At 32.7% G+C, this 19,468-nt stretch carries 25 protein-coding genes and 1 pseudogene; 13 read left to right on the top strand and 13 right to left on the bottom strand.

The features are described from left to right. Positions 1-227, bottom strand: a 227-nt coding sequence (locus tag ACRD62_RS07665; RefSeq protein ID WP_430819540.1) for a helix-turn-helix domain-containing protein, incomplete at its 3' end; no start/stop codon positions are given. A 367-nt stretch (positions 228-594) separates the two neighbouring features. On the opposite strand from ACRD62_RS07665, the gene ACRD62_RS07660 reads away from it, so the two are divergent. Together ACRD62_RS07660 and ACRD62_RS07655 are read left to right on the top strand one after the other, a co-directional pair. Then, the gene (locus tag ACRD62_RS07660; RefSeq protein ID WP_212219118.1) at positions 595-831 is read left to right on the top strand and encodes a DUF4248 domain-containing protein; all 237 of its coding nucleotides are present in this window, start codon (positions 595-597) and stop codon (positions 829-831) included. A gap of 526 nt (positions 832-1,357) precedes the next feature. Beyond that, entirely contained in the window at positions 1,358-1,594 is a 237-nt protein-coding gene (locus tag ACRD62_RS07655) for a DUF4248 domain-containing protein (RefSeq protein ID WP_212219121.1), read from the top strand. A 29-nt stretch (positions 1,595-1,623) separates the two neighbouring features. Here the strand turns inward: ACRD62_RS07655 and ACRD62_RS07650 are convergent, their stop codons facing one another. The 8 genes and pseudogenes from ACRD62_RS07650 to ACRD62_RS07615 all read right to left on the bottom strand — a co-directional run bounded on the left by ACRD62_RS07650 (position 1,624) and on the right by ACRD62_RS07615 (position 7,218). Next, on the bottom strand, positions 1,624-2,373 hold the full coding sequence (locus ACRD62_RS07650) for a metallophosphoesterase (RefSeq protein ID WP_212219123.1): 750 nt from the start codon (positions 2,371-2,373) through the stop codon (positions 1,624-1,626). A 374-nt stretch (positions 2,374-2,747) separates the two neighbouring features. Continuing rightward, complete coding sequence (locus ACRD62_RS07645; protein WP_319397281.1) at positions 2,748-3,587, bottom strand: hypothetical protein; 840 nt, start codon at positions 3,585-3,587, stop codon at positions 2,748-2,750. Continuing rightward, a complete protein-coding gene (locus ACRD62_RS07640) occupies positions 3,562-4,533 on the bottom strand; it encodes a type IV toxin-antitoxin system AbiEi family antitoxin (protein ID WP_212219129.1) in 972 nt (323 codons plus the stop codon). The genes ACRD62_RS07645 and ACRD62_RS07640 overlap by 26 nt, the downstream gene beginning before the upstream one ends. A gap of 121 nt (positions 4,534-4,654) precedes the next feature. Further along, positions 4,655-4,948: pseudogene (locus ACRD62_RS07635) on the bottom strand (nucleotidyl transferase AbiEii/AbiGii toxin family protein); the annotation flags it as partial. A 21-nt stretch (positions 4,949-4,969) separates the two neighbouring features. Continuing rightward, positions 4,970-5,128, bottom strand: a complete 159-nt coding sequence (locus ACRD62_RS07630) for a nucleotidyl transferase AbiEii/AbiGii toxin family protein (RefSeq protein WP_212219134.1) — start codon at positions 5,126-5,128, stop codon at positions 4,970-4,972. Next, a complete protein-coding gene (locus tag ACRD62_RS07625) occupies positions 5,125-5,589 on the bottom strand; it encodes a type IV toxin-antitoxin system AbiEi family antitoxin domain-containing protein (RefSeq protein ID WP_317196698.1) in 465 nt (154 codons plus the stop codon). Before ACRD62_RS07625 ends, ACRD62_RS07630 begins: the two co-directional genes overlap by 4 nt. Before the next feature lie 3 nt (positions 5,590-5,592). Then, entirely contained in the window at positions 5,593-5,892 is a 300-nt protein-coding gene (locus tag ACRD62_RS07620) for an AbiEi antitoxin N-terminal domain-containing protein (protein WP_212219139.1), read from the bottom strand. A 345-nt stretch (positions 5,893-6,237) separates the two neighbouring features. Next, positions 6,238-7,218 (bottom strand): GTP pyrophosphokinase, encoded by a 981-nt coding sequence (locus ACRD62_RS07615; RefSeq protein WP_430819537.1) that lies wholly within the window; start codon positions 7,216-7,218, stop codon positions 6,238-6,240. A gap of 167 nt (positions 7,219-7,385) precedes the next feature. Between ACRD62_RS07615 and ACRD62_RS07610 the strand changes: the two genes are divergently transcribed. Together ACRD62_RS07610 and ACRD62_RS07605 are read left to right on the top strand one after the other, a co-directional pair. Further along, positions 7,386-8,666: a hypothetical protein gene (locus ACRD62_RS07610; protein ID WP_430819535.1), complete on the top strand. Its 1,281-nt coding sequence runs from the start codon at positions 7,386-7,388 to the stop codon at positions 8,664-8,666. Between the two features lie 9 nt (positions 8,667-8,675). Continuing rightward, the gene (locus tag ACRD62_RS07605; RefSeq protein ID WP_430819534.1) at positions 8,676-9,398 is read left to right on the top strand and encodes a DUF6320 domain-containing protein; all 723 of its coding nucleotides are present in this window, start codon (positions 8,676-8,678) and stop codon (positions 9,396-9,398) included. Here ACRD62_RS07605 and ACRD62_RS07600 read toward each other — a convergent pair. From ACRD62_RS07600 to ACRD62_RS07590, 3 genes are all read right to left on the bottom strand, one after another. Continuing rightward, positions 9,395-10,018: a CPBP family glutamic-type intramembrane protease gene (locus ACRD62_RS07600; RefSeq protein WP_430819533.1), complete on the bottom strand. Its 624-nt coding sequence runs from the start codon at positions 10,016-10,018 to the stop codon at positions 9,395-9,397. The genes ACRD62_RS07605 and ACRD62_RS07600 overlap by 4 nt on opposite strands. A gap of 21 nt (positions 10,019-10,039) precedes the next feature. Beyond that, the gene (locus tag ACRD62_RS07595; protein ID WP_212219154.1) at positions 10,040-10,336 is read right to left on the bottom strand and encodes a hypothetical protein; all 297 of its coding nucleotides are present in this window, start codon (positions 10,334-10,336) and stop codon (positions 10,040-10,042) included. Positions 10,337-10,404: 68 nt separating this feature from the next. Continuing rightward, positions 10,405-11,232: a sensor histidine kinase gene (locus ACRD62_RS07590; RefSeq protein WP_212219157.1), complete on the bottom strand. Its 828-nt coding sequence runs from the start codon at positions 11,230-11,232 to the stop codon at positions 10,405-10,407. Positions 11,233-11,915: 683 nt separating this feature from the next. On the opposite strand from ACRD62_RS07590, the gene ACRD62_RS07585 reads away from it, so the two are divergent. Next, positions 11,916-13,121 (top strand): site-specific integrase, encoded by a 1,206-nt coding sequence (locus ACRD62_RS07585; RefSeq protein WP_430819532.1) that lies wholly within the window; start codon positions 11,916-11,918, stop codon positions 13,119-13,121. A 104-nt stretch (positions 13,122-13,225) separates the two neighbouring features. Here the strand turns inward: ACRD62_RS07585 and ACRD62_RS07580 are convergent, their stop codons facing one another. Beyond that, positions 13,226-15,469, bottom strand: coding sequence for a nitric-oxide reductase large subunit (locus ACRD62_RS07580; RefSeq protein ID WP_430819530.1), 2,244 nt, complete (start codon positions 15,467-15,469; stop codon positions 13,226-13,228). A 112-nt stretch (positions 15,470-15,581) separates the two neighbouring features. On the opposite strand from ACRD62_RS07580, the gene ric reads away from it, so the two are divergent. From ric to ACRD62_RS07540, 8 genes are read left to right on the top strand one after another with little or no spacing between them, the layout of a single operon-like run. Further along, positions 15,582-16,304: an iron-sulfur cluster repair di-iron protein gene (gene ric, locus ACRD62_RS07575; RefSeq protein WP_430819529.1), complete on the top strand. Its 723-nt coding sequence runs from the start codon at positions 15,582-15,584 to the stop codon at positions 16,302-16,304. 6 nt (positions 16,305-16,310) lie between these two features. Then, the gene (locus ACRD62_RS07570; protein ID WP_430819528.1) at positions 16,311-16,751 is read left to right on the top strand and encodes an RrF2 family transcriptional regulator; all 441 of its coding nucleotides are present in this window, start codon (positions 16,311-16,313) and stop codon (positions 16,749-16,751) included. Positions 16,752-16,754: 3 nt separating this feature from the next. Next, entirely contained in the window at positions 16,755-17,264 is a 510-nt protein-coding gene (locus ACRD62_RS07565; RefSeq protein ID WP_430819526.1) for a hemerythrin domain-containing protein, read from the top strand. A 20-nt stretch (positions 17,265-17,284) separates the two neighbouring features. Continuing rightward, positions 17,285-17,746: a hypothetical protein gene (locus ACRD62_RS07560; protein WP_430819525.1), complete on the top strand. Its 462-nt coding sequence runs from the start codon at positions 17,285-17,287 to the stop codon at positions 17,744-17,746. Then, on the top strand, positions 17,721-18,389 hold the full coding sequence (locus ACRD62_RS07555; protein WP_321411640.1) for an HPP family protein: 669 nt from the start codon (positions 17,721-17,723) through the stop codon (positions 18,387-18,389). Before ACRD62_RS07560 ends, ACRD62_RS07555 begins: the two co-directional genes overlap by 26 nt. Further along, positions 18,307-19,014 (top strand): aspartate/glutamate racemase family protein, encoded by a 708-nt coding sequence (locus ACRD62_RS07550; RefSeq protein WP_430819524.1) that lies wholly within the window; start codon positions 18,307-18,309, stop codon positions 19,012-19,014. Before ACRD62_RS07555 ends, ACRD62_RS07550 begins: the two co-directional genes overlap by 83 nt. After that, on the top strand, positions 19,004-19,207 hold the full coding sequence (locus ACRD62_RS07545; RefSeq protein WP_430819523.1) for a ferredoxin: 204 nt from the start codon (positions 19,004-19,006) through the stop codon (positions 19,205-19,207). Before ACRD62_RS07550 ends, ACRD62_RS07545 begins: the two co-directional genes overlap by 11 nt. Further along, the gene (locus tag ACRD62_RS07540) at positions 19,204-19,467 is read left to right on the top strand and encodes a DUF2024 family protein (protein WP_430819522.1); all 264 of its coding nucleotides are present in this window, start codon (positions 19,204-19,206) and stop codon (positions 19,465-19,467) included. Before ACRD62_RS07545 ends, ACRD62_RS07540 begins: the two co-directional genes overlap by 4 nt. Position 19,468: the final 1 nt, after the last annotated feature.

The raw sequence follows: 19,468 nt of genomic DNA, 5'->3' as shown, positions 1-19,468 counted from the left end.
TTGCGTCCGGTTTTCTTAAAGGCAATGATTTTATTATCGCGCATGGTTTGCAAAGTTCGCCTACTAACATTTAATAGTTTACATACTTCTTCGGTAACATACCAACGGTCTTTAAAACCATCATTCTTGGCCACATTGATACTATCTATCTTATCGTTAATATGATCAATTTTGCCCATTAACTTATTAAAGAGATGCTCATCTACAATTACAACTGTCTTGCTCATTTTTATACGATTTAAACTTGTTACTAAATTTTATTTCGTCAAACCTAAGCAATACGGTACACTCACTTTATAGTTAAAGATAGGATCTGATAGTAAATGCGAGTAAATGGTAGTAAAAGAACGTATCGTAACGTATTTTATCGTTTTTGCGGTTTTAATTTAGCGCAAGTAAATATTATTGAATACAGACCAAATTACATCACAGTTATAATTCCTGGTATTTTTCTTTTTACTGCTATTTATTACTATTTGAATATCAACTATTTTTACTTTTATTACTATTTATTACCATGTTCTACATTCCTTTTGAAATTGCATTCTATTTCTCTATAATTGAATCAGAAAAATGCAAAAATGACTCACTAAAATGATATTTAGAAGAACGATATTGAAACAAGATTTGGCCATTAAATTATATCCACAAAGCTCAAATATTAATGCAGCGATGCAGTTGCTCCGGAAAGAAATAAAACTATCACCGGAATTAAATAATAGACTTGAATTGTTGACAAGAAATAAACGAGCGCATTATTATACACACAAAGAGTTGGAGGTTATCCTGGAACATTTTTGTATCAGTCAGGAAGAATTTGAGTTGTTATAAGAACTTCTTTGGGGAAACAACGGTAAAAATGTACTGAAAAACTTGCGAAAACAAGCTTAAAAGTACTATCGATACCAATAAACAGATAGCTTTTGAGTGCTTTTTCATGCTTCAGAGTACTTTCAGTGTATATAGAGACTATGCTCAGAGTATATTTCACTTGCTTTTATATGCTTTGCCCATTTTGTAGAGTATATTAAGCGTGCTTTTTGAGAACTTATTTAATCACTTGAGCACTTTCAAAAGGCTTTGTAAATTTTAATCATACTTTGCTCAAATCACCGCCAATATGAAAACAATAATTATAGTACTCTAAGAAAAAACAATTATTAAAGAAGAGTATATTTTCAGTGCTTTCATGAGATTTTATAGAGCGAGTGGAGCAAAAAACTTAAAAAAGTTCTATTTGTCTTGAATTGGCTTAGTTATGACGCGATTTGGTATAGCTATAAATAACTCATTTTGTGATTTATAATATAATTTTACAGCCATCAAAATGATGTAGAATTATATTAAACGCAATACGATGATATTACCCCGAACAATATTAAAACAAGATTTAGCTAAAAAACTATACCCACAAAGCTCAAATACAACTTCTGCCATGCAATTATTAAGGAAAGAAATAAAACAATCGCAGGAATTAAACTCCAAACTTGATTTATTAGCCAGAAATAGGAGAGCACATTATTATACACACAAGCAATTGGAGGTTATCCTGGAACATTTTTGTATTAGTCAGAAAGAGTTTGAGGGGCTTTAAGACCGGATTGTAGATCTGCTTTGGTAATTTTAATTTACTTCTATAATTAGTTCCTTTTCATAACCATTATATTTCTCATCAATATATCCATGTGGATTACAGATAACTTCCGTTTCATTAATCTTGTATCTCACAGGTGTATGCACATGACCGTGAAGCCAATATTGAGGCTTTTGCTCAATAATAAAATCCTCTAAATTGGAAGCATATGCAGAAGACACCGGATCTTCCTTATATTGATTTGGCACTGACTTTATGCTGGGAGCATGGTGCGTTACTACAATATTTGTAACGGTATTAGATTCTATTAAGCTGTTTTTAAGCCATGATATGGATTGATTATGAAGATTAAAAGTATCAATGGTTCTTAGGCGTGAATATGAAGGATCTCTTCTTATTTTCTTATAATCATTCATCTTCTCCTGACAAATGATTCCATATTTAATTGGATTACCAAATATTGAAAAATCAGTCCAAAGGGTAGCTCCATGGAATGTTATACCATCAATCTCTATCGATTCGTTTTCTAGCACATGAATATTTGTTCCTTTTGCAGCTTCTTTAATCTTTAGCAATGTTTTAGGGTAAGATCCCTTATAGTATTCATGATTACCCAATACATATATAACTGGCTTATTGGATATTTCTTTCACCATCCAACTTATTCCTTTTACACCAAGATTGATATCACCTGCAAACACAACAATGTCAGCATTGTCAAAACGAAATTGATTAAACCCAAACTCTTGATGTATATCGCTAATGATCTGTATTTTCATCTGTTAAAGATATCTTCATTTGTCAGATGGAACTCTCTATGAATTTTAATTATTCTAATGTATGCAATTTAGAATATTAAAATTCATGTTCGTTTCATTCTATAATTGCATCTAAAATACCCGTTCGGGTATAATTCTTAGCCATATTGGTCTATTTATACCTGATAGGGTATAAACAATTCATCTCATATACATGACATATTTAAGGAGATTGCGTAATTACCAGAACAAACCAATTCTGTAGCATTTTTAGTATATGCCAATGTATCAAATTTAGTATATAGCGATGCATCATTTTTAGTATATAGTGGCATATAGCTGTATTTCAAGGATAACAGAAGAATAACTCCGTATGAATATTAATAAAGCTTTAGTTACTTTCCCTCGAATATTCCTTTGTAAAACGATTCTAATACTGAATAAGCATATTCAATTTCAACATCTAGTTTTCTGGACCATTCTCGAGCAATAGCTGACATAGAAGCATCAGATAAATTTTCTTTTAATACCGAATGAATTCTTTGCGATAAAGTCTCCGATTTATTTAGGAACACCCCGGCTTTTCTTCCCAATACTTCTGCAGCAATCTTCATCTGATCGAAGTCATCATCTGGAAAAATGTCATTGTGATTCTCAACAATATCGTCAAATTCTAAATCAAAATAATGTTCAATTATTTTAAGAATATCGGCCAAATCATTATCACGCTCTTCTGGTCTATCGCTCCAGGCGACTAATTTTAGTATAATCATTCCAGGTAAAGGTGGAATATTAACCATTTTCTCTTCAATTGGAATAGAAACAGCCTCCTCCAACACTTCAGTAAATCCCAAAACATGTAAATCACTATAGCGCTTATTAAAATTAATAGTGTCCTGTTCTTCTATTTCCCCAAAAGGTAAAATATCAATAGCTACATTAAATTTATCAGAGTAAAATGTCCATGGTGCTTTTACTTTATTATACCCATTTTCAATTAATGCATCACTAATTCGCTCATACTCTGCCATGCTTGAAATCATTATGGCAAAATCAATATCTTTGGTACCTCTGCTTGGTTTAATTCCTTTTTTAAGAAGTTCTAAGGCTATAGCACTTACTCCAATTAAATAATAAGGAATATTGTGTGCTTTCATTATTTTATCAATGCACTCAAAGGTTTCCTTAAAATAAGGAATGGCCAGTTCCTTATAACTTTGGTTGGATGTATTCATTGAAAATTTTTGTTGCTGTTTCATTATTTCGTTTTCCACCTTCCAATAACAATTCTGCATAAACCAAAATAGGAGGTGCTGTAGGCTTCTGTTTATCCTGTTCCCAGAACATTTCGTAAGCCTCTATCTGGCCGTTAGCTTTGGGTATCAAGCGATAGTTTTTCATTAAGTTCAAACGATTCTCCTTTGTATAAATAATCAGCTTTTCTGGACGAAGATAGTTTGTTAGTATATCTGCAGCAGGCTCTCCCCCCCAAACAGTTAATTCTTTTACTAAAACAATATCCTCCCAATTACCCTGAAAATCATATCGCTCTTTCTTTAGCTTGGGTTTCAAAACTGTATCATATTCTATTACCCAACGATCTAATAACTCTTTCCGGTTTTCCCAAACGTATGTCTTATTATTTAGCTGAAGAAGATAACCCGTTTCTTTAAGTCCTTCGATAACCTGAGGAATGCTACCTAATCCTACCTTAGTTAATTTTGCTAATTCGCGTTGTGGTAAATTGATATCTTCTTTATTATTAAGTAAGTGTAATAATACTTTTAATCCTGTTTTTGTAAATGCCCGATTACCTTTTTCTTTGGTCTGAATGCTTGTTTTTTGAGTATCTATAAAAAGGAAGATATTTTCCTGTTTTATAAAAGTATTACCATTTGTCTCCAGATAAGCTATGCCTTTTGCCCTTAATTCTTCCTTAACTTTTGGAAAAATCTGATTTGCAACAACCATAAAATTGCCATATTCTTTGCTGTTATATTCCAACTGCTGCACCTGATGTGGTCTGATCTCTTGCTTAAGTTCGACAACATAATGAACTCCATTACCCAAAGCTGGTATTTCCAGTACTCCATCTAATGGTGTATTATCTTTTAAGAGAACATCCATCCCGGTTATTTTCTTAAAATTATCCAATGCAATATGTAACATCTCCTGTTTCATGTTCACAAATATACAACGTTCACGTTACGTGAACAAATGTTATTTGTGAACATTTTCCAAAATCACAAATTATCATTATTAGAAAAGAAGATATAGTTAAAGGTATACGATCTAAAACATGCTAAGCTGCACAGATTTTACCTCCATATAATTCGGCCATTGAGACTACAATGATGACTGCAAACTTGTCAAATTCATCCAGAACAGAATCAACCACCTGTATTAATTCTGTAGGGAAGACATTACCTCTGGTAATTGTATTCGCTTCTATTTTGATTTGTGCGCCCTGACCCTGACAATTCAATTTAACGTCAGTTCCACCATTTAATGGAACGGTGTTGATTGTAATGCCCGGTACATTTCTTTCTAGATTCGCCTTGATTCTTCCCAAGCTTTTCTGAATATTTTTGAGGGCTTCGGTTCTGGAATCAAGTGGCTAATAAGTCAGGGCAATAACAACTGACAAACAAGGCATTTCCCTTATAAAAAGGTTAATAGCCGTACCTCCTTTTAGTGCAAATATTTCTTCTTTTGCTACATATGGTAGAACCTGTAGTAATAAATCCACTTGTGCTCTATATGCTGGTGAAATCATAACTCTGCTAATTCTTTGGGTATTGTTATCTTATACTTTGAGCTGTATGCTCCACTTTCTGTTATCATCCGGTCTCCGCTACCTAAATCTATCTTATCTGTTTTTAGGAATTGAAACCACTGATGATTTGCCTTTTCTGCCATATAAAGAAATAGACGTCTTACTTTCACTGATTTGCAAGCTGATAGAAGCTCACTCACCAATCTAGGCTTTAAGTTGACCAATCCTTCTAAAACCTGATAGCATTCAACAAGGTCTGAATGTTGCGGAGCTAAAAACAGGCATTCCAATATGGCACGTTCGGGTGTTGATACATTAATTTTTGTATCTTTTATCTCCATTTCCTTGATGCCTGTTTTTTCAGGAAGAAATGAAGTGGGTTTCTGTAATAACTCTACATTCCAATTGTAATTTATAAACCAATTTGGCATTCTGGTTTGCAAGGGTGAGAATAGGTATATCGTTTACTTGCTTAACCTGAAATAATGGCTGAATCCATGTAAGCTTAATGAAGTTAAAGCACCTACATGCACCTTAATGTTTAATTGATTTTGCATTGCATTCACACCTGCTTGCCATTCCAAGCTTTCGCCGGGCTTTTTATATGCACCTCTTCCTAAAGGTTCTATCCATCCGCTGTCCTTATAGTACCTGCGTAGATGTCTGGATACAACATTGTTGTCCAATACTGCTGCTGTTATCACATTATTGGGCTGCAATAGATTAAAAAGCTTCTTTAATTTTATGTCATTATGCGTAGTCATACTACTCATTTTTAAACATAAATAAAGAATTGATTTAATAAAAGAACTAAATAACTTTAAATATATTACTTAATGAGTAGTTATACTACGCAAAAATTCATATTTATAAAGTTATTTATATTCTTTTCGTTGTCAAAAGCAATTAACCAATCAACAAAACCAAATGCTTATTATCCGGAAAGCATAATTAAATACCACAACAAACCAATTTTGTAGCATTTATAGTATATACCTATGTATCAAATTTAGAATAAAGCTACATGCTGTTATATTTCAAAACGATACAAAACACATCTTATAGTAGCAAGAGTACCATTTTTATTATTCAACACTTATAACTATTAACTATATATAATCACTAATAACCTCTTTTTGATAACTTGATAAAATATTAGCAAATACCTTATGATTAAATCGATACAGGCAGTACCTTATTTTAGTATATGGGTTTAATATTTGGTTCTGAGCTTTTTCTATTTTGTTTGAAAAAAGAATATTTTTCGTGATTGCCAGCTCTAAATCATGTTCGGTAAAATCCGAGTTCTGAATTAGAATCTCTTGCACAAAATTATCCACCTTATATTCATTAAATTTATAGTCGGCAAAGTGCTTTTTTGCTATGTATAAGAACCTAAAAACATCAAGAGGTAAACTGGTATCTATCGATCCTTTTTTTCTTAATCGGTCGCTAATTATTTTTTCCTCTTGTAAAATTTCTTTTTTAATACTGAGAAATTCTTCATCTGCTATTTCAAAAAGTGCAGATAATCGATTAATTCTTCGCTTTAGATTATGCGGTATACTTTTTTTGTATTTAATCTTATGATCTAATATACTCCAGGCATCCTGAATTACGGTACGTATCTGCAATTCAAATTCTAACGAACTAAAGTCTGTAATATTCGTTTCTGCTCCTCTCTTCTTTTTTAACCTTAACTGTAGGTGGAGACCCTTATATCCGAATTGATTTTCTGTTTTTTCAAGTAAACTTGTTTTATCAGTCGTCTCCATTACTCTAAAATGTTTTTTTAAACTCCGTTTTATGGAAACAAGATCATCAGAATAATAACAAACAGCTCTTACTCCTATTAAATCGCTTATATAATCCTGAATCTGAAATGAAGAATCGGAATCAAGGTATGGTAAATATTTTCGGTTGAACTTTTTAATACACTCTTCAGCAGTTTTGAGCCTGAATAATACCTGATCGACCTTATCAATATTCTCAATAATATTTGAAAAATGTTCGATAGCCTTTTGATGGTATGTAAGTTGTTGATGGTACCATTTTTTAAATTCTTTTATTCTTTCTTCAATTTGATTCATAACTTCTTAATATGATTCTCTCAACTATTGGATAATCAGTAATGATAGTACGTAATATTTGTAACAAAGCAATTCATTGTCTCACATTTTGCTTAAATTACTATAATTTATTGATATTGCGCTAATCTTTGAAAAAGAATAAAGTTCTAAAAAGACAATCTCAAATAATGAACGATAAAGGTACCTTTTGGACTCCCTTAGATAATGCGGCTAAAATTTTTCCGGCCATTAGAAGCAAGGAAAACACTACTGTAATACGACTTTCTGCCAATTTAAAAGAGAGAGTCACGATTAGTAGTCTTTTCAAAGCTGTTAAACGTGCTGAAAAAAGATTCCCATATTTTAAGGTGAGTTTACATGGAGGTTTTTTCTGGTATTACCTTGAACAGGTAAATAATCCAATAAGAATTCTGCATGATAATGGAGTTACCTGCAAAGCTTTTAAGCGAAACCAAGAGAGCAATTTGCTTGTGAGAATACTTGTTCATAAAAATAAGATAAGTGCCGAATTTTCGCATATACTTACTGATGGCTATGGTTTATTAACTTTTTTAAAAACCATACTTATTTATTATTTTCAGGATAAAGGTTTACTTGATACGAACCAAATAGATAGCTTTTATACAATGAAAGCAGATAAAGAGGAATATGAAGATGCTTACAATAGGTATTTTAAAGAGAATATTCCCCATGTGGTCAAACAACCAAAGGCATTTCATCTGCCATTTCATTTAAAGAAAAAGCCACGATTTCATCTTTTATTTGCAATTCTATCTATTCAGCAAATAAAACAAAAGGCAAAGGAAAAAGGTGTAAGCATTACAGATTATCTGGTTGCTGTATACTTGTTAACTCTGCAGGATATTTACCATGAATACAAGCAGAATGGAATATTCTCATCCAATAAAATAGCAAGAGTTCAGGTTCCGGTAAATATTCGAAATATCTATCCTACTAAGACGATGCGTAATTTTTCACTTTTTGTTATGCCCGAAATAGACTTACGATTGGGTAAATATACATTTGATGAAATACTGAAAGTTGTGTATCATAAAATGCAGTTGGAAACAGATGAGAAACTAATTAGTAAGATTATTTCCCGTAATGTAGGTAGTGAACGAAATTTAATTGTGAGGGGAATTCCCATTTGGCTAAAGAGTATCATTCTGTACTATAAATATCATTCGCAAGGAACCAATATGTATAGTGGTGTACTAACCAACTTAGGCAAAATAGAATTACCGGATCCTATTCGCCATAAAGTCGATTATTTCACAATTTCACCTCCACCGCCTAACAAGCGGTTGAAGATTAACTGTGGTGTAATTGGCTATGAGGATAAGATTACCTTAAGTTTTGGTAACATTACTAACTCAAATGAGTTTGAGCGAAGATATCTTCACTTTCTCTCTCAGCAAGGTATAAATATTAGAATTACTAAACACTAAAATTAGATTATGGATTATTGTAAGAATTGTGAAGTAGAATTGGATGAAGATATGATATGCTGCCCTTTATGTGGACTTAGTGCTGGAGAAGAACCTATTTCTGTTGATATTCCCAAAGAGAAACATCACGATTTCAGGGATAAAACATTAAATGAAATTGAAAAACTCAGCTTTACTCAAAAACGAAAGCTTATCTGGAAGATATCCGGAATTATTCTGATGTCTGGTATTATAATCACACTTACAATAAACTTCATAATAAGTCACAATATTAATTGGGCTAAGTATAATTTAATTGCTTCATTAGTAGCTTTTTCTAATATTAGTTTCGTTGTGTTTTTTCGAAAAAAACCTTTCGTCTTGCTCATTACTAGTTTGATCTCCATAACGATTTTGTTTTTGATGATAGATTATTTTAATGGAGAAAGTTACTGGGGGATAAAACTCGGAATTCCTATTGTGACGTCCTTTTATATTTTATCACTTATTGTTTTAGTGTTGATTCGTGTATCGAATCAGATTGGATTCAATATACTAGCTGTCATTTTTTTGGCCATAGCCATATTATTACTTAGCATTGAAATTTTTATATCTCTGTATTCTCATCAAATCATTAGACTTAACTGGAGTATTATTGCCGGGGTATCATTATTGCCCATTGCCGGTTTATTGTTTTTTGTGCATTATAAACTTAAAAAGGGAATAGAGTTAAAACGTTTTTTTCATATTTAAATACCAATAAATATCTCTGACCAAAGATTACGATCCATTACATAATAAAGTAAAAAAGTCGCCATCCAACCGTGAGTGATCCCAATTGCCCAAAGGTTACGCCATTTAAGGAAAACTGAAGCCAAAACCAACTCTAGGAAAAAGGTGTATAGCATCAAAAAAGTATTTGGATAATGAATGATACCAAACAAGATTGAGACTATAAAAACCAAAAGAATAGCGCTGACTTTACCTTTGAAAAATGCGATTAAATTCATCAAAATAATCTCAAGCATGATAAATTGTTGTATGACTCCCCAAAATGGATATAAAAGTAAAACCAATAGAATATGCCTGGATACATTGAGCGTATTATTGGTGTATGCATAAAACACACAAGCCAAACCATTAAGTAAAATGATAGGTAATAATATTAGTAAAGACTGTTTAAAATCGGGCAGTTTAAATATTTCGAACTCTTTATTCGTTCTTTTACGAAACAATATATATCCAATCCAAAAAAAAGAAATGCCGACTATATATATAGTTCTAACATTCAGCCAATCTATCAGCAGATATTTTAGAATAGCTGTTATTAACACTGCGATTAGTACAAAATTCTTTTGTGTCCAATTTTTCAAATTAAATTACTTTTCTATTCATTATAACTTATCGTTTTTTCCATAAAAATCTGCCTTATTAGGCCCTTTTTCCATTGTTAGAAAATCCCAAACCTCATTTAATATTTGTCTTTCTTCTATTTTAGAGAGCTTACTTCCTTCAATGTATTGTACTTCAGCTACATTCTGAAAAAATTTATCAAAATCGGTATAATAGCCTTCAACACGCAAAAAACGAACAAAAACTCTTGGAAAGCTTAACTTAATTACGAACTCGTATTCAGGGAAAAATAATTTATTCGATCCTAAATAGTAATTCTTGTATTTATCTGGTATCATAAGTATAAATTTTAGTTAAAACAGAACGAAAAGCATTTGGTTGGTTTATAGAGAAATATCCAATACTATCAGTATGTTTTTGAATTGGGTATCGTAAATTTAAATTCACTACCCTTGCCAATAATACTTTCAACCCAGATTTGTCCACCTTCAATCTCAACCAATTCTTTACAAAGCAGTAATCCAAATCCTGTACCGTATTCCTGATCGGTGCCTTGTATTGAATCTATTCCTTCTGATTTAAAAATATTCTGAAGCGTTTCTACAGATAATCCAACTCCATTATCTTTTACTGTTATCTCAATAAACTCATTTTTTAATTGGGCAGAAACTTCAATACTGCCTTTTTTATTAGAAAACTTAATGGCATTATTGAGCAGATTCCTAAAAATAGTACCAACCATATTGACATCAACATAGGCATAAATATTCTCCGGTATACAATTGTTAACATTAATGTTTTTTTGCTGAGCTGTTAAATTTGTAGTTAATATTGCTTCGGATAATAAATTTGAAACATTAACTTCTTCCGGATTAAAGGATAACTTTTTATTATGTACACTCAGCCATTCTGAGAGATTTACAAGCAAATCAAACGAAATATTTGTTGTACTATACAGAATATTTAGAAAATTCTCAATTTCTTTTGGTTCATAACCATGAAAATTATTCAGCAATAATTCCAATATTCCAAGAATACTGTTAAAGGGATTTCGTAATTCATGTGCGATAATCCTGTAAAATTTATCTTTTGTACTTATCAGATCTATTAATTCTCTTGTTCGCTGCTCTACTATTTTTTCAATATCTTCTTGTTGTTTTTTAATAATATGTTTTAGTTCAGCATTGTTCTGTTCTAAAATTTGAATATACTTTTCATTGGATACAGTTTTCATTCTATCTTTTTAATATTCCATTTCTTGAATAGATAAAGAGTATAAGTTACGGTAATTCTATTTTGATTACAACTAAAACGGATAACTTTGAAAGATTTAACGTAAAGACCATCAGTTTTCAATATCACTCTTACTTAGTAGTTTCACTCAATGAAATCTTAAGTTTAGAAATGTCGTATTCTTATATATTTAGGATGTTTTAATTAATCATACAAAATATTTTGACAAGAATATTTTTTTAGGTTCGGTTCCTTTTTACTATTTTTGGAGGGAAATGAGTTCATTAAAACGCATTTGAAACGGGCATTTTTTACCCAATTTTGGTGGACTTACAGTGGACTTTAAAAGTTGAATTCGTAAAACATTGATAATTGGGCACTTAAAACATATTTTCAGTTCCCTCTCTCTCCGCTTAGTTAAATGTCAATAGAAGACAAAAAAGAGACAAGTCCTACAATATCAATATATTGTAGGATTTTTTTGTACCCTTATGTCTGGAAGTACTTTGATAAAATTGCCAAAAAGCGACATAGTTTTGTGGCTAAATCGTAGCCTATTTTTTAAAATCAAAAATAGGTCACAAATTGTCGCATATTGGCATAGTAATGTCGCGTATTGGCACGCCTGCAATCATTTCATTTTGTGATTAATAAACTAGTTTTACAATTCAAAAATGAAACAAAATGAGAAGTACATTTAAAGTTCTTTTTTACATTAAGAAAAGTACAAAAAAGAAAGATGGAACAGCACCTATTATTGCAAGAATAAGTGTTAATGGTAAAATGGCTCAATTCAGCACAAAGCAATATATAAAGATTACTGAATGGAGCGTTAGCCTGGGCAAAGTAAAAGGGCGAAGTTCAGAAGCCATGGCTACAAATAGCCTTTTGGAAGAAATTAAGACCTCTATTCATAAAACCTATAACGAACTTATCCGAAAAGAAATCACAGTAACTTCCGAGAAGGTTAAAAACACTTTCCTTGGTATCGGGCAAGAGCAATTCTTTCTAATGGAACTATTTGAGGACAGCAATAACCTCCTAAAGAAGCAAATTGGCATAAATAAATCAAAAGCCACATACCAGAAAGCTGAAGTCTGTAAACGACACCTGTCAAATTACTTGAAAACTGAATACAAACGAACTGATATTGATTTAAGAGAAATAAACCACTCCTTTATTGTCGGGTTTGAAACATTCCTGAACGTACAATGTGGATGCAATGCAAATACAACTGCTAAGTTTATTCAAAAATTCAAAAGCATAGTACTTATAGCTCAAAAGAATGGATGGATACAAACTGATCCTTTTGCCAATTATAGGATTTCAATAAAGAAGGTAGACAGAGGTTACCTGAACGATGACGAACTAAAAAGTATCATGCAAAAAAGTTTCAGTAGTGAACGGCTTGAGCGAGTACGCGATATTTTTATTTTCTCATGCTATACCGGACTGGCATATATCGATATTAAAAATCTAAGACAGGAACATATTACTAAAGGCTTTGATGGTAATTTATGGATTAATACCAAACGTCAGAAGACTTCCGTCAAAACAGTTGTACCCTTATTAGATATAGCTCAAATGATTTTAGATAAATACAAAGGACTACCCAATAGTGTTCTTTTACCTATTCCGACCAATCAGAAGACAAATCAATATTTGAAAGAAATTGCTGATGTATGCGGTATAAATAAAAACCTGACTTTTCACCTTGCACGCCATACTTTTGCTACAACGATAACCCTTTCTAAAGGTGTCCCAATAGAGTCTGTAAGCAAAATGCTTGGCCACACCAATATTAAAACAACTCAGATATATGCTCGTATTACAAACGAAAAGATAAGTTCGGATATGCAAATGTTATCGAAAAAGTTGAATTGTTCTTAGATGAGTTTGGCTTAAGACCATGAGGTTTAAGTAAAAGTGGGGACAAAAAGAAACTCCCAATTGATTTTACTCAATAGGGAGTTCTTATCTTTCAATTAGTCACACTATTTCTTAATAGACCATCCCCCCTTTAAACCAAAAATGAAATATCCTAGATATAATGCTCCTATTGCAAAAATAGTATCACCTATGGCACGTAACCAGCGCAATGTTTCCATTACGGGAGTTCCTAAAAATTCAGCAGAACGAGCATACCATAAACCATGCTTAACACTAGCTACAGTCTGAGCAAGTCCTACAGGTAAAACACTAATTAATACCATTAGTAATAGTCCAATATTCATTGACCAGAATGCAATTTTAATTGACTTCTCTTTCCAATCTACCTTTAAATTCATATCACGTAATACAAACAACATTAGACCAATACCAAGCATGCCATAAACTCCAAATAAAGCGGTATGTCCATGAACAGGTGTAGTATTAAGTCCTTGCATGTAATATAATGCTATTGGAGGGTTGATTAAGAATCCAAATATCCCTGCACCCAACAGGTTCCAAAATGCTACTGCAATAAAAAAGTATATAGGCCATTTGTAAGCATTTACCCAGTTAATAACACGACTAAGTTTTAAATTGTGATAGGCTTCAAATCCCATAAACACCAGAGGTGCGACTTCCAATGCACTAAAAGTTGCCCCAAGTGCCAGCACTGCCGTTGGTGTTCCTGTAAAATACAAATGGTGGAATGTGCCGATAATCCCTCCAGACAAGAATATAATGGTTGAGAAAAGAACACTAGATGTGGCAACTTTAGCATTTATTAGCTGCATTCGAACAAATAAAAATGCAATAGCAACAGTAGCGAATACCTCAAAGAATCCTTCTACCCAAAGGTGAACAACCCACCATCTCCAATATTCCGCAATAGCCAGATGTGTTTGCTGCCCCCACATTAAGCCAGCCCCATAAAATGCAGCAATGGCAATAGATGAAATTAAAAACATAAGTAACAAGTGACGGTTCTCGTTGCGTTCTTTCAGAGCTGGTAGTAATGCTCTACCCATTAAAAACAACCAGATAAACAGCCCTGCAAAAAGGAAAATTTGCCAGAACCGTCCTAAATCTACATATTCATAACCCTGATGACCAAACCAGAAGTTTTGTGCTAATCCTAATTTTTGCATAATCCCCATCCATTGTCCTGCTAAAGAACCCACAACAATTACAAGTAATGCACCAAACAATACATCAACTCCTAATTTCTGAAATTTTGGTTCTTTCCCGGATACAGCCGGAGCAATAAAAAGACCTGTCGCCAGCCATGAGGTGGCAATCCAAAAGATAGCCAATTGTATATGCCATGTTCTAGAAACAGAATAAGGTAAAAAATCAGCTAATGGAATCCCATAGAATCCATTTCCTTCTACCCCGTAGTGTGCTGTTATTACACCCATAATAATTTGTACTACTATTAAAGCAGTAACCACCCAAAAATATTTAAGCGTAGCTTTCATTGATGGTGTTTGCTGAACACCCGAGAGAGGATTGACCTCCGGTACATCGCCATGTTCATCTTCTTCTTTTCTGTTTGTAGCGTAATACCAAGCTAACAATCCTATACCTACTAAAAGGATAATAACACTAAAACCTGTCCAAAGGTGTAATGCTCCTGTAGGTTCATTAGCAACTAGCTTTTCAGGAGGCCAGTTATTTGTATAGCTTATTTCCTGCCCTGGACGTTCTGTTACTGTTGACCATGTTGCCCAAAAGAAGAAATTATTCATTTTGGACATTCTTTCTTTATCTTTTATAGTATTCGCCGGAATAGCGTATGCCTCTCGTAGCTCTGCTAATTTTTCATCATCCATAAAAAGAGAGGAATAATGACTACCAACAACCTTAATAGCCTCTGCTCGAATATTTGAAATATGTAAAGTTTTTGTTTGTGCATTATAAGTATTGGTTCTCATTTCTTTTTGAACCCTTTTTTCGAGCATTGCCTTTTTTTCTTCATCAAGCTCATTGTAGTTTTTGCCAAACTCGGTTTGTGCAAAATGGTCTAAAATATATAAAGCTTCACGGTGCAGCCAATCCGCAGTCCAATCAGGAGCTTGATATGCACCATGTCCCCAAACCGTTCCAACTTCTTGTCCTCCTATTGATTGCCAGATATTCTGACCATCCTTAATGTTTTGTCCTGTGAAAAGTAAATTCCCATTACCATCAACTACTTTTTCAGGTATTGGTGGGGCTTCTCTATATATTTCCCTTCCGTAATAACCCAAAATTCCAAAGGAGATAACCATAACCAGGATAAATCCAATCCAAAGTTTTTTTGTATTCATAATGCATCTGATTTTAAAATGTGTTAACAAATGTATAACATTTTTATAAAAGGACATCAATGTCCTTTTATAAAAAATTATATATCTTTGCTGAAACAAAAAATAAAAAGATATGAATATTAATACAAGTACCAGTGTAGGGGACATCGTAAAAGCTAATTTTAAAACAGCTCAAATTTTTGAAAAAAATAATATTGATTTTTGCTGTGGAGGAGGTATAAGTCTTGATGAAGCCTGTAAAAAGAGTGGAATAAATATTGAACAATTAATTCCTGAATTGACTGCTACAATCCAGCTAAATGATCCTGATTCAAAGTACATCGACGAGCTGGAACTCAATGAACTTTGCGACTACATTGAAAAAAGACATCATACTTATGTTAGTGAGACCATTCCATTTCTTCAACAAAAATTACAAAAACTTTGTGATGTGCATGGAGAAAATCACTCTGAGTTACACGAGGTAAAAGCATTGTTTGATGGTGCAGCAGAGAATCTTAGTGTACACATGAAGAAAGAGGAATTAATTTTATTTCCTTATATAAGAAAAATGGTAAAGTCAAAAAAGGAGGGTAAAACAGCAAAAGATGAATATGGTGATGCAGTCGAAACTATTGATACCATGCATGAAGAACATCAAACAGAAGGTGAGCGTTTTGAGAAAATATCAAAATTGACTTCTTCATATACATGCCCCCCTGATGGATGTGGCACATACCAAGTTACTTATGAGACATTAAAGGAATTTGAAAACGACTTACATCGTCATATTCATTTAGAAAACAATATTCTGTTTAAGAAAGCTTTACTTTTGGAAAGTGAATTACTAAAATAAATAGACATGCTATCTAAAAGTACAGAATATGCCATAAGAGCGTTAGTTTTTGTTCAGCTAAAAAATTGGGAACAAAAGCGACCTGGTGTTGGTGAAATTGCAAAAGAAATTGAAGCTCCGGAGGCTTATACAGCTAAAATTCTCCAAACGCTAACGAAGAATAAACTCATGGATTCTATGAAAGGACGTGGCGGAGGTTTCTTTTTCAATGACAACCAATCGAACTTAACGCTTTATGAGGTAATTCATGTAGTTGAAGGAGATGCTTGTTTTCACAAATGTGGCTTTGGACTTAAGCAATGCAATAATGATAATCCTTGTCCTTTGCATGAGCAATACAAAATTGTTCGAGATGGATTTTTTGAAATAGTGAAAACAGAAACAATACGATCCTTATCGGAAAAGATTAAGCAGGGAGAAGCGGTTTTAAATAGATTAAAGAAATAGAAAATGAAGAATATAACTCAAATATTATCAGACGAACACCAAATAATTTTAAAAGTTATTGATGCTGTATATTCTGAATGTGCCGAACTGGAAAAAGGTAAAGCTTTAGACATTGGCTTTTTTCAGAAAACCATCGATTTTATAAAAAACTATGCCGACAAGTTTCATCATGCAAAAGAAGAAGACATACTTTTTAAAGCCATGTTGGAAAATGTTGAACATCTACATTGTAATCCTATTTCAGTTATGTTACATGAGCATGATGAAGATCGAACCTTTGTGAAAGGTATAGAAGAAGGTATTTCTGAGAATAATAGAAGTAAAATAATTGACAATACACTAGGTTATGGGATGCTTTTACGAGACCATATTTATAAGGAAGATAATGTGCTTTACCCAATGGCGGAAGAAGCATTAAGCGATGGACAAAAGGATGTGGTAAATCAGAAATATACAGAAATCGAATCATTGCTGAACAAAGAAATGAATGTTAATGATTTAATATTTGTGTAAACCAAGATAGTAATGATTAAATGGGTAATTATAAAGAGATAACTGCATTCTTATTTCCTTTTTGGAGTGGATTAATTAGTGCTATAAGTTTTCTTGAAGCCTGGTTAAAGTTTAGGGCAGATGGGGTGACAAGAGAAATAGGTTTAAGCATAGGTAGCCTAGTATTTACTGCTTTAAACAGAATTGAATTAATCATTCTATCATTAATATGGTTACTACTTATTCTACAATATAAAAGACAAGTATTTAAACAGGTTACTAATATTATGGTATGTATTATAAGTCTCATTCTTTTGCTGCAAACCTTTTGGTTATTACCTCATTTAATTCATAGAGCAGAGCAAATTATTGGTGGGAATCAGACTTCAAGTTCCTCAGTCCATATGGTGTTTATTTCTTTTGAGGCTATAAAGCTTATTTTGATTGTTATACTATCTTTTAAAACTATTCGAAATAATGAAGAACTTACACAGAAGATATAGAGTTGTCAGGTATATAATATATCGTCAAACCGTAGTAAATCCGCAAGACCACTTATGGACGTTTGTTGGAGCTTTTTTAGGTATTGGAATTATTGGATTTACGCATGAAGTATTTTCATCATTTGGGATAAGTGATAAAGTCTTTCTTATAGGGTCATTTGGAGCATCAGCAGTATTAATTTATGGAGCAACCAATAGTCCATTGGCTCAACCCCGAAATTTAATTGGTGGTCATTTAATAAGTGCCTTTATTGGAGTGAGTGTGTATAAGCTTTTATCCAACTTTGATGTTTTGTGGCTAAATGCTGCCCTAGCTGTCTCCGTTTCAATAATTGCAATGCAATGTACAAAAACCTTGCATCCGCCCGGAGGAGCAACTGCATTAATAGCAAATCTGGGAACCCCAAAGGTATTAAGCTTGGGGTATTTTTATATTCTTTATCCTGTAAGTACTGGTGTTGGTATTTTACTTTTAATTGCTCTTATCACAAATAATTTACCGAGGGACAGGTCATATCCAAACAAGCAATTATTCAGAATTAATATTAAAACTTTAGCTAATGAAAACAATTGGAATATTAGGCGGATTAGGACCAGAAGCAACCGTGGATTATTACAGAGAAATAATAAAAGGCTTCGATAAAATTAACGGAGATGGTAGTTTGAATTATCCTGAGATCGTAATTTTTAGCGTTAATATGGCAAAGTTTATTGGATTACTTGATGAAGGAAAATATACTAATGCCGCTTCGTATATCGCTTCATGTATGGATAATATTAGAAATGCCGGGGCTGACTTTGCTGTAATTAGTGCCAATACTCCACATTTGCTGTTTAATGAAATTCAAGCGCAAGTTAACATACCATTAATTAGCATTGTTGATGTATGTGCTAAACAAGCCAAGAAGATTGAAGTGAAAAAATGCGCATTATTAGGTACAAAATTCACAATGCAAAACGACTTTTATCATAAAGTATTCAATCTGCACAATATTGAAATAGTAGTTCCTGATGAGAAGCATATAGAGATTATAAACCAAAGACTATTTAACGAACTTGAATTAGGAATATTTAAAGACGCAACTAGGCTGGAAATACTTGAAATAGTCAACAAAATGAAGGAACAACATGAAGTTGATTCAGTAATTCTAGGCTGTACCGAATTTCCATTAATGTTTACCCAAGACAATTATCTGGAATTACCCTTTTTAAATACAACCAAGATACATGTAGATGCAATAATCAAAACCTGTTCAAATGGCAATTGATAAGGTATGGCGTGACGATTATATCAACACATGTGTAGCGTGTAAAATATGTCAATCTTTTGCTCCACGAGTCTTTAAAGTATTCGATAAGATGATTGTGATGCCTGGTGTTGATTACGATAAATATGAAAATGAAATACGTGAGGCTGCTGAAAGTTGCCCCACAGGAATAATTAAAATTGAATATAAATGAAAATAGCCGTTTGGGATACTTATGTGCAACGTACCGATGGGAGAAAGATGCACTTTGATATAATTGCACCGGAGAATGTAAAGGATTCTAATGTGATATTTCAATATGGGCATGAATACCTTATAGATAAAGATGTTAAATCGAAAAAACTTACCTCAAAAGAATGTGAGTTTTGCCATATCGAGAAAGCCACGCAAGAAGTTATTTCAGATATAGAAACTAAGGGGTATCATATTGTTGAAATGGAAAATTGCGATTGAG

This window comes from Carboxylicivirga caseinilyticus, assembly GCF_050589785.1.
GTDB lineage: Bacteria > Bacteroidota > Bacteroidia > Bacteroidales > Marinilabiliaceae > Carboxylicivirga > Carboxylicivirga caseinilyticus.
This window is presented reverse-complemented; position numbering and strand designations above follow the sequence as displayed.

Coding starts and splice junctions, on each gene's coding strand:
- ACRD62_RS07660 (WP_212219118.1), top strand. CDS start 595: ATGATATTTAGAAGAACGATATTGAAACAAGATTTGGCCATTAAATTA.
- ACRD62_RS07655 (WP_212219121.1), top strand. CDS start 1,358: ATGATATTACCCCGAACAATATTAAAACAAGATTTAGCTAAAAAACTA.
- ACRD62_RS07650 (WP_212219123.1), bottom strand. CDS start 2,373: ATGAAAATACAGATCATTAGCGATATACATCAAGAGTTTGGGTTTAAT.
- ACRD62_RS07645 (WP_319397281.1), bottom strand. CDS start 3,587: ATGAATACATCCAACCAAAGTTATAAGGAACTGGCCATTCCTTATTTT.
- ACRD62_RS07640 (WP_212219129.1), bottom strand. CDS start 4,533: ATGAAACAGGAGATGTTACATATTGCATTGGATAATTTTAAGAAAATA.
- ACRD62_RS07630 (WP_212219134.1), bottom strand. CDS start 5,128: ATGATTTCACCAGCATATAGAGCACAAGTGGATTTATTACTACAGGTT.
- ACRD62_RS07620 (WP_212219139.1), bottom strand. CDS start 5,892: ATGACTACGCATAATGACATAAAATTAAAGAAGCTTTTTAATCTATTG.
- ACRD62_RS07615 (WP_430819537.1), bottom strand. CDS start 7,218: ATGAATCAAATTGAAGAAAGAATAAAAGAATTTAAAAAATGGTACCAT.
- ACRD62_RS07610 (WP_430819535.1), top strand. CDS start 7,386: ATGAACGATAAAGGTACCTTTTGGACTCCCTTAGATAATGCGGCTAAA.
- ACRD62_RS07605 (WP_430819534.1), top strand. CDS start 8,676: ATGGATTATTGTAAGAATTGTGAAGTAGAATTGGATGAAGATATGATA.
- ACRD62_RS07595 (WP_212219154.1), bottom strand. CDS start 10,336: ATGATACCAGATAAATACAAGAATTACTATTTAGGATCGAATAAATTA.
- ACRD62_RS07590 (WP_212219157.1), bottom strand. CDS start 11,232: ATGAAAACTGTATCCAATGAAAAGTATATTCAAATTTTAGAACAGAAC.
- ACRD62_RS07585 (WP_430819532.1), top strand. CDS start 11,916: ATGAGAAGTACATTTAAAGTTCTTTTTTACATTAAGAAAAGTACAAAA.
- ACRD62_RS07580 (WP_430819530.1), bottom strand. CDS start 15,469: ATGAATACAAAAAAACTTTGGATTGGATTTATCCTGGTTATGGTTATC.
- ric (WP_430819529.1), top strand. CDS start 15,582: ATGAATATTAATACAAGTACCAGTGTAGGGGACATCGTAAAAGCTAAT.
- ACRD62_RS07570 (WP_430819528.1), top strand. CDS start 16,311: ATGCTATCTAAAAGTACAGAATATGCCATAAGAGCGTTAGTTTTTGTT.
- ACRD62_RS07565 (WP_430819526.1), top strand. CDS start 16,755: ATGAAGAATATAACTCAAATATTATCAGACGAACACCAAATAATTTTA.
- ACRD62_RS07560 (WP_430819525.1), top strand. CDS start 17,285: ATGGGTAATTATAAAGAGATAACTGCATTCTTATTTCCTTTTTGGAGT.
- ACRD62_RS07555 (WP_321411640.1), top strand. CDS start 17,721: ATGAAGAACTTACACAGAAGATATAGAGTTGTCAGGTATATAATATAT.
- ACRD62_RS07550 (WP_430819524.1), top strand. CDS start 18,307: ATGAAAACAATTGGAATATTAGGCGGATTAGGACCAGAAGCAACCGTG.
- ACRD62_RS07545 (WP_430819523.1), top strand. CDS start 19,004: ATGGCAATTGATAAGGTATGGCGTGACGATTATATCAACACATGTGTA.
- ACRD62_RS07540 (WP_430819522.1), top strand. CDS start 19,204: ATGAAAATAGCCGTTTGGGATACTTATGTGCAACGTACCGATGGGAGA.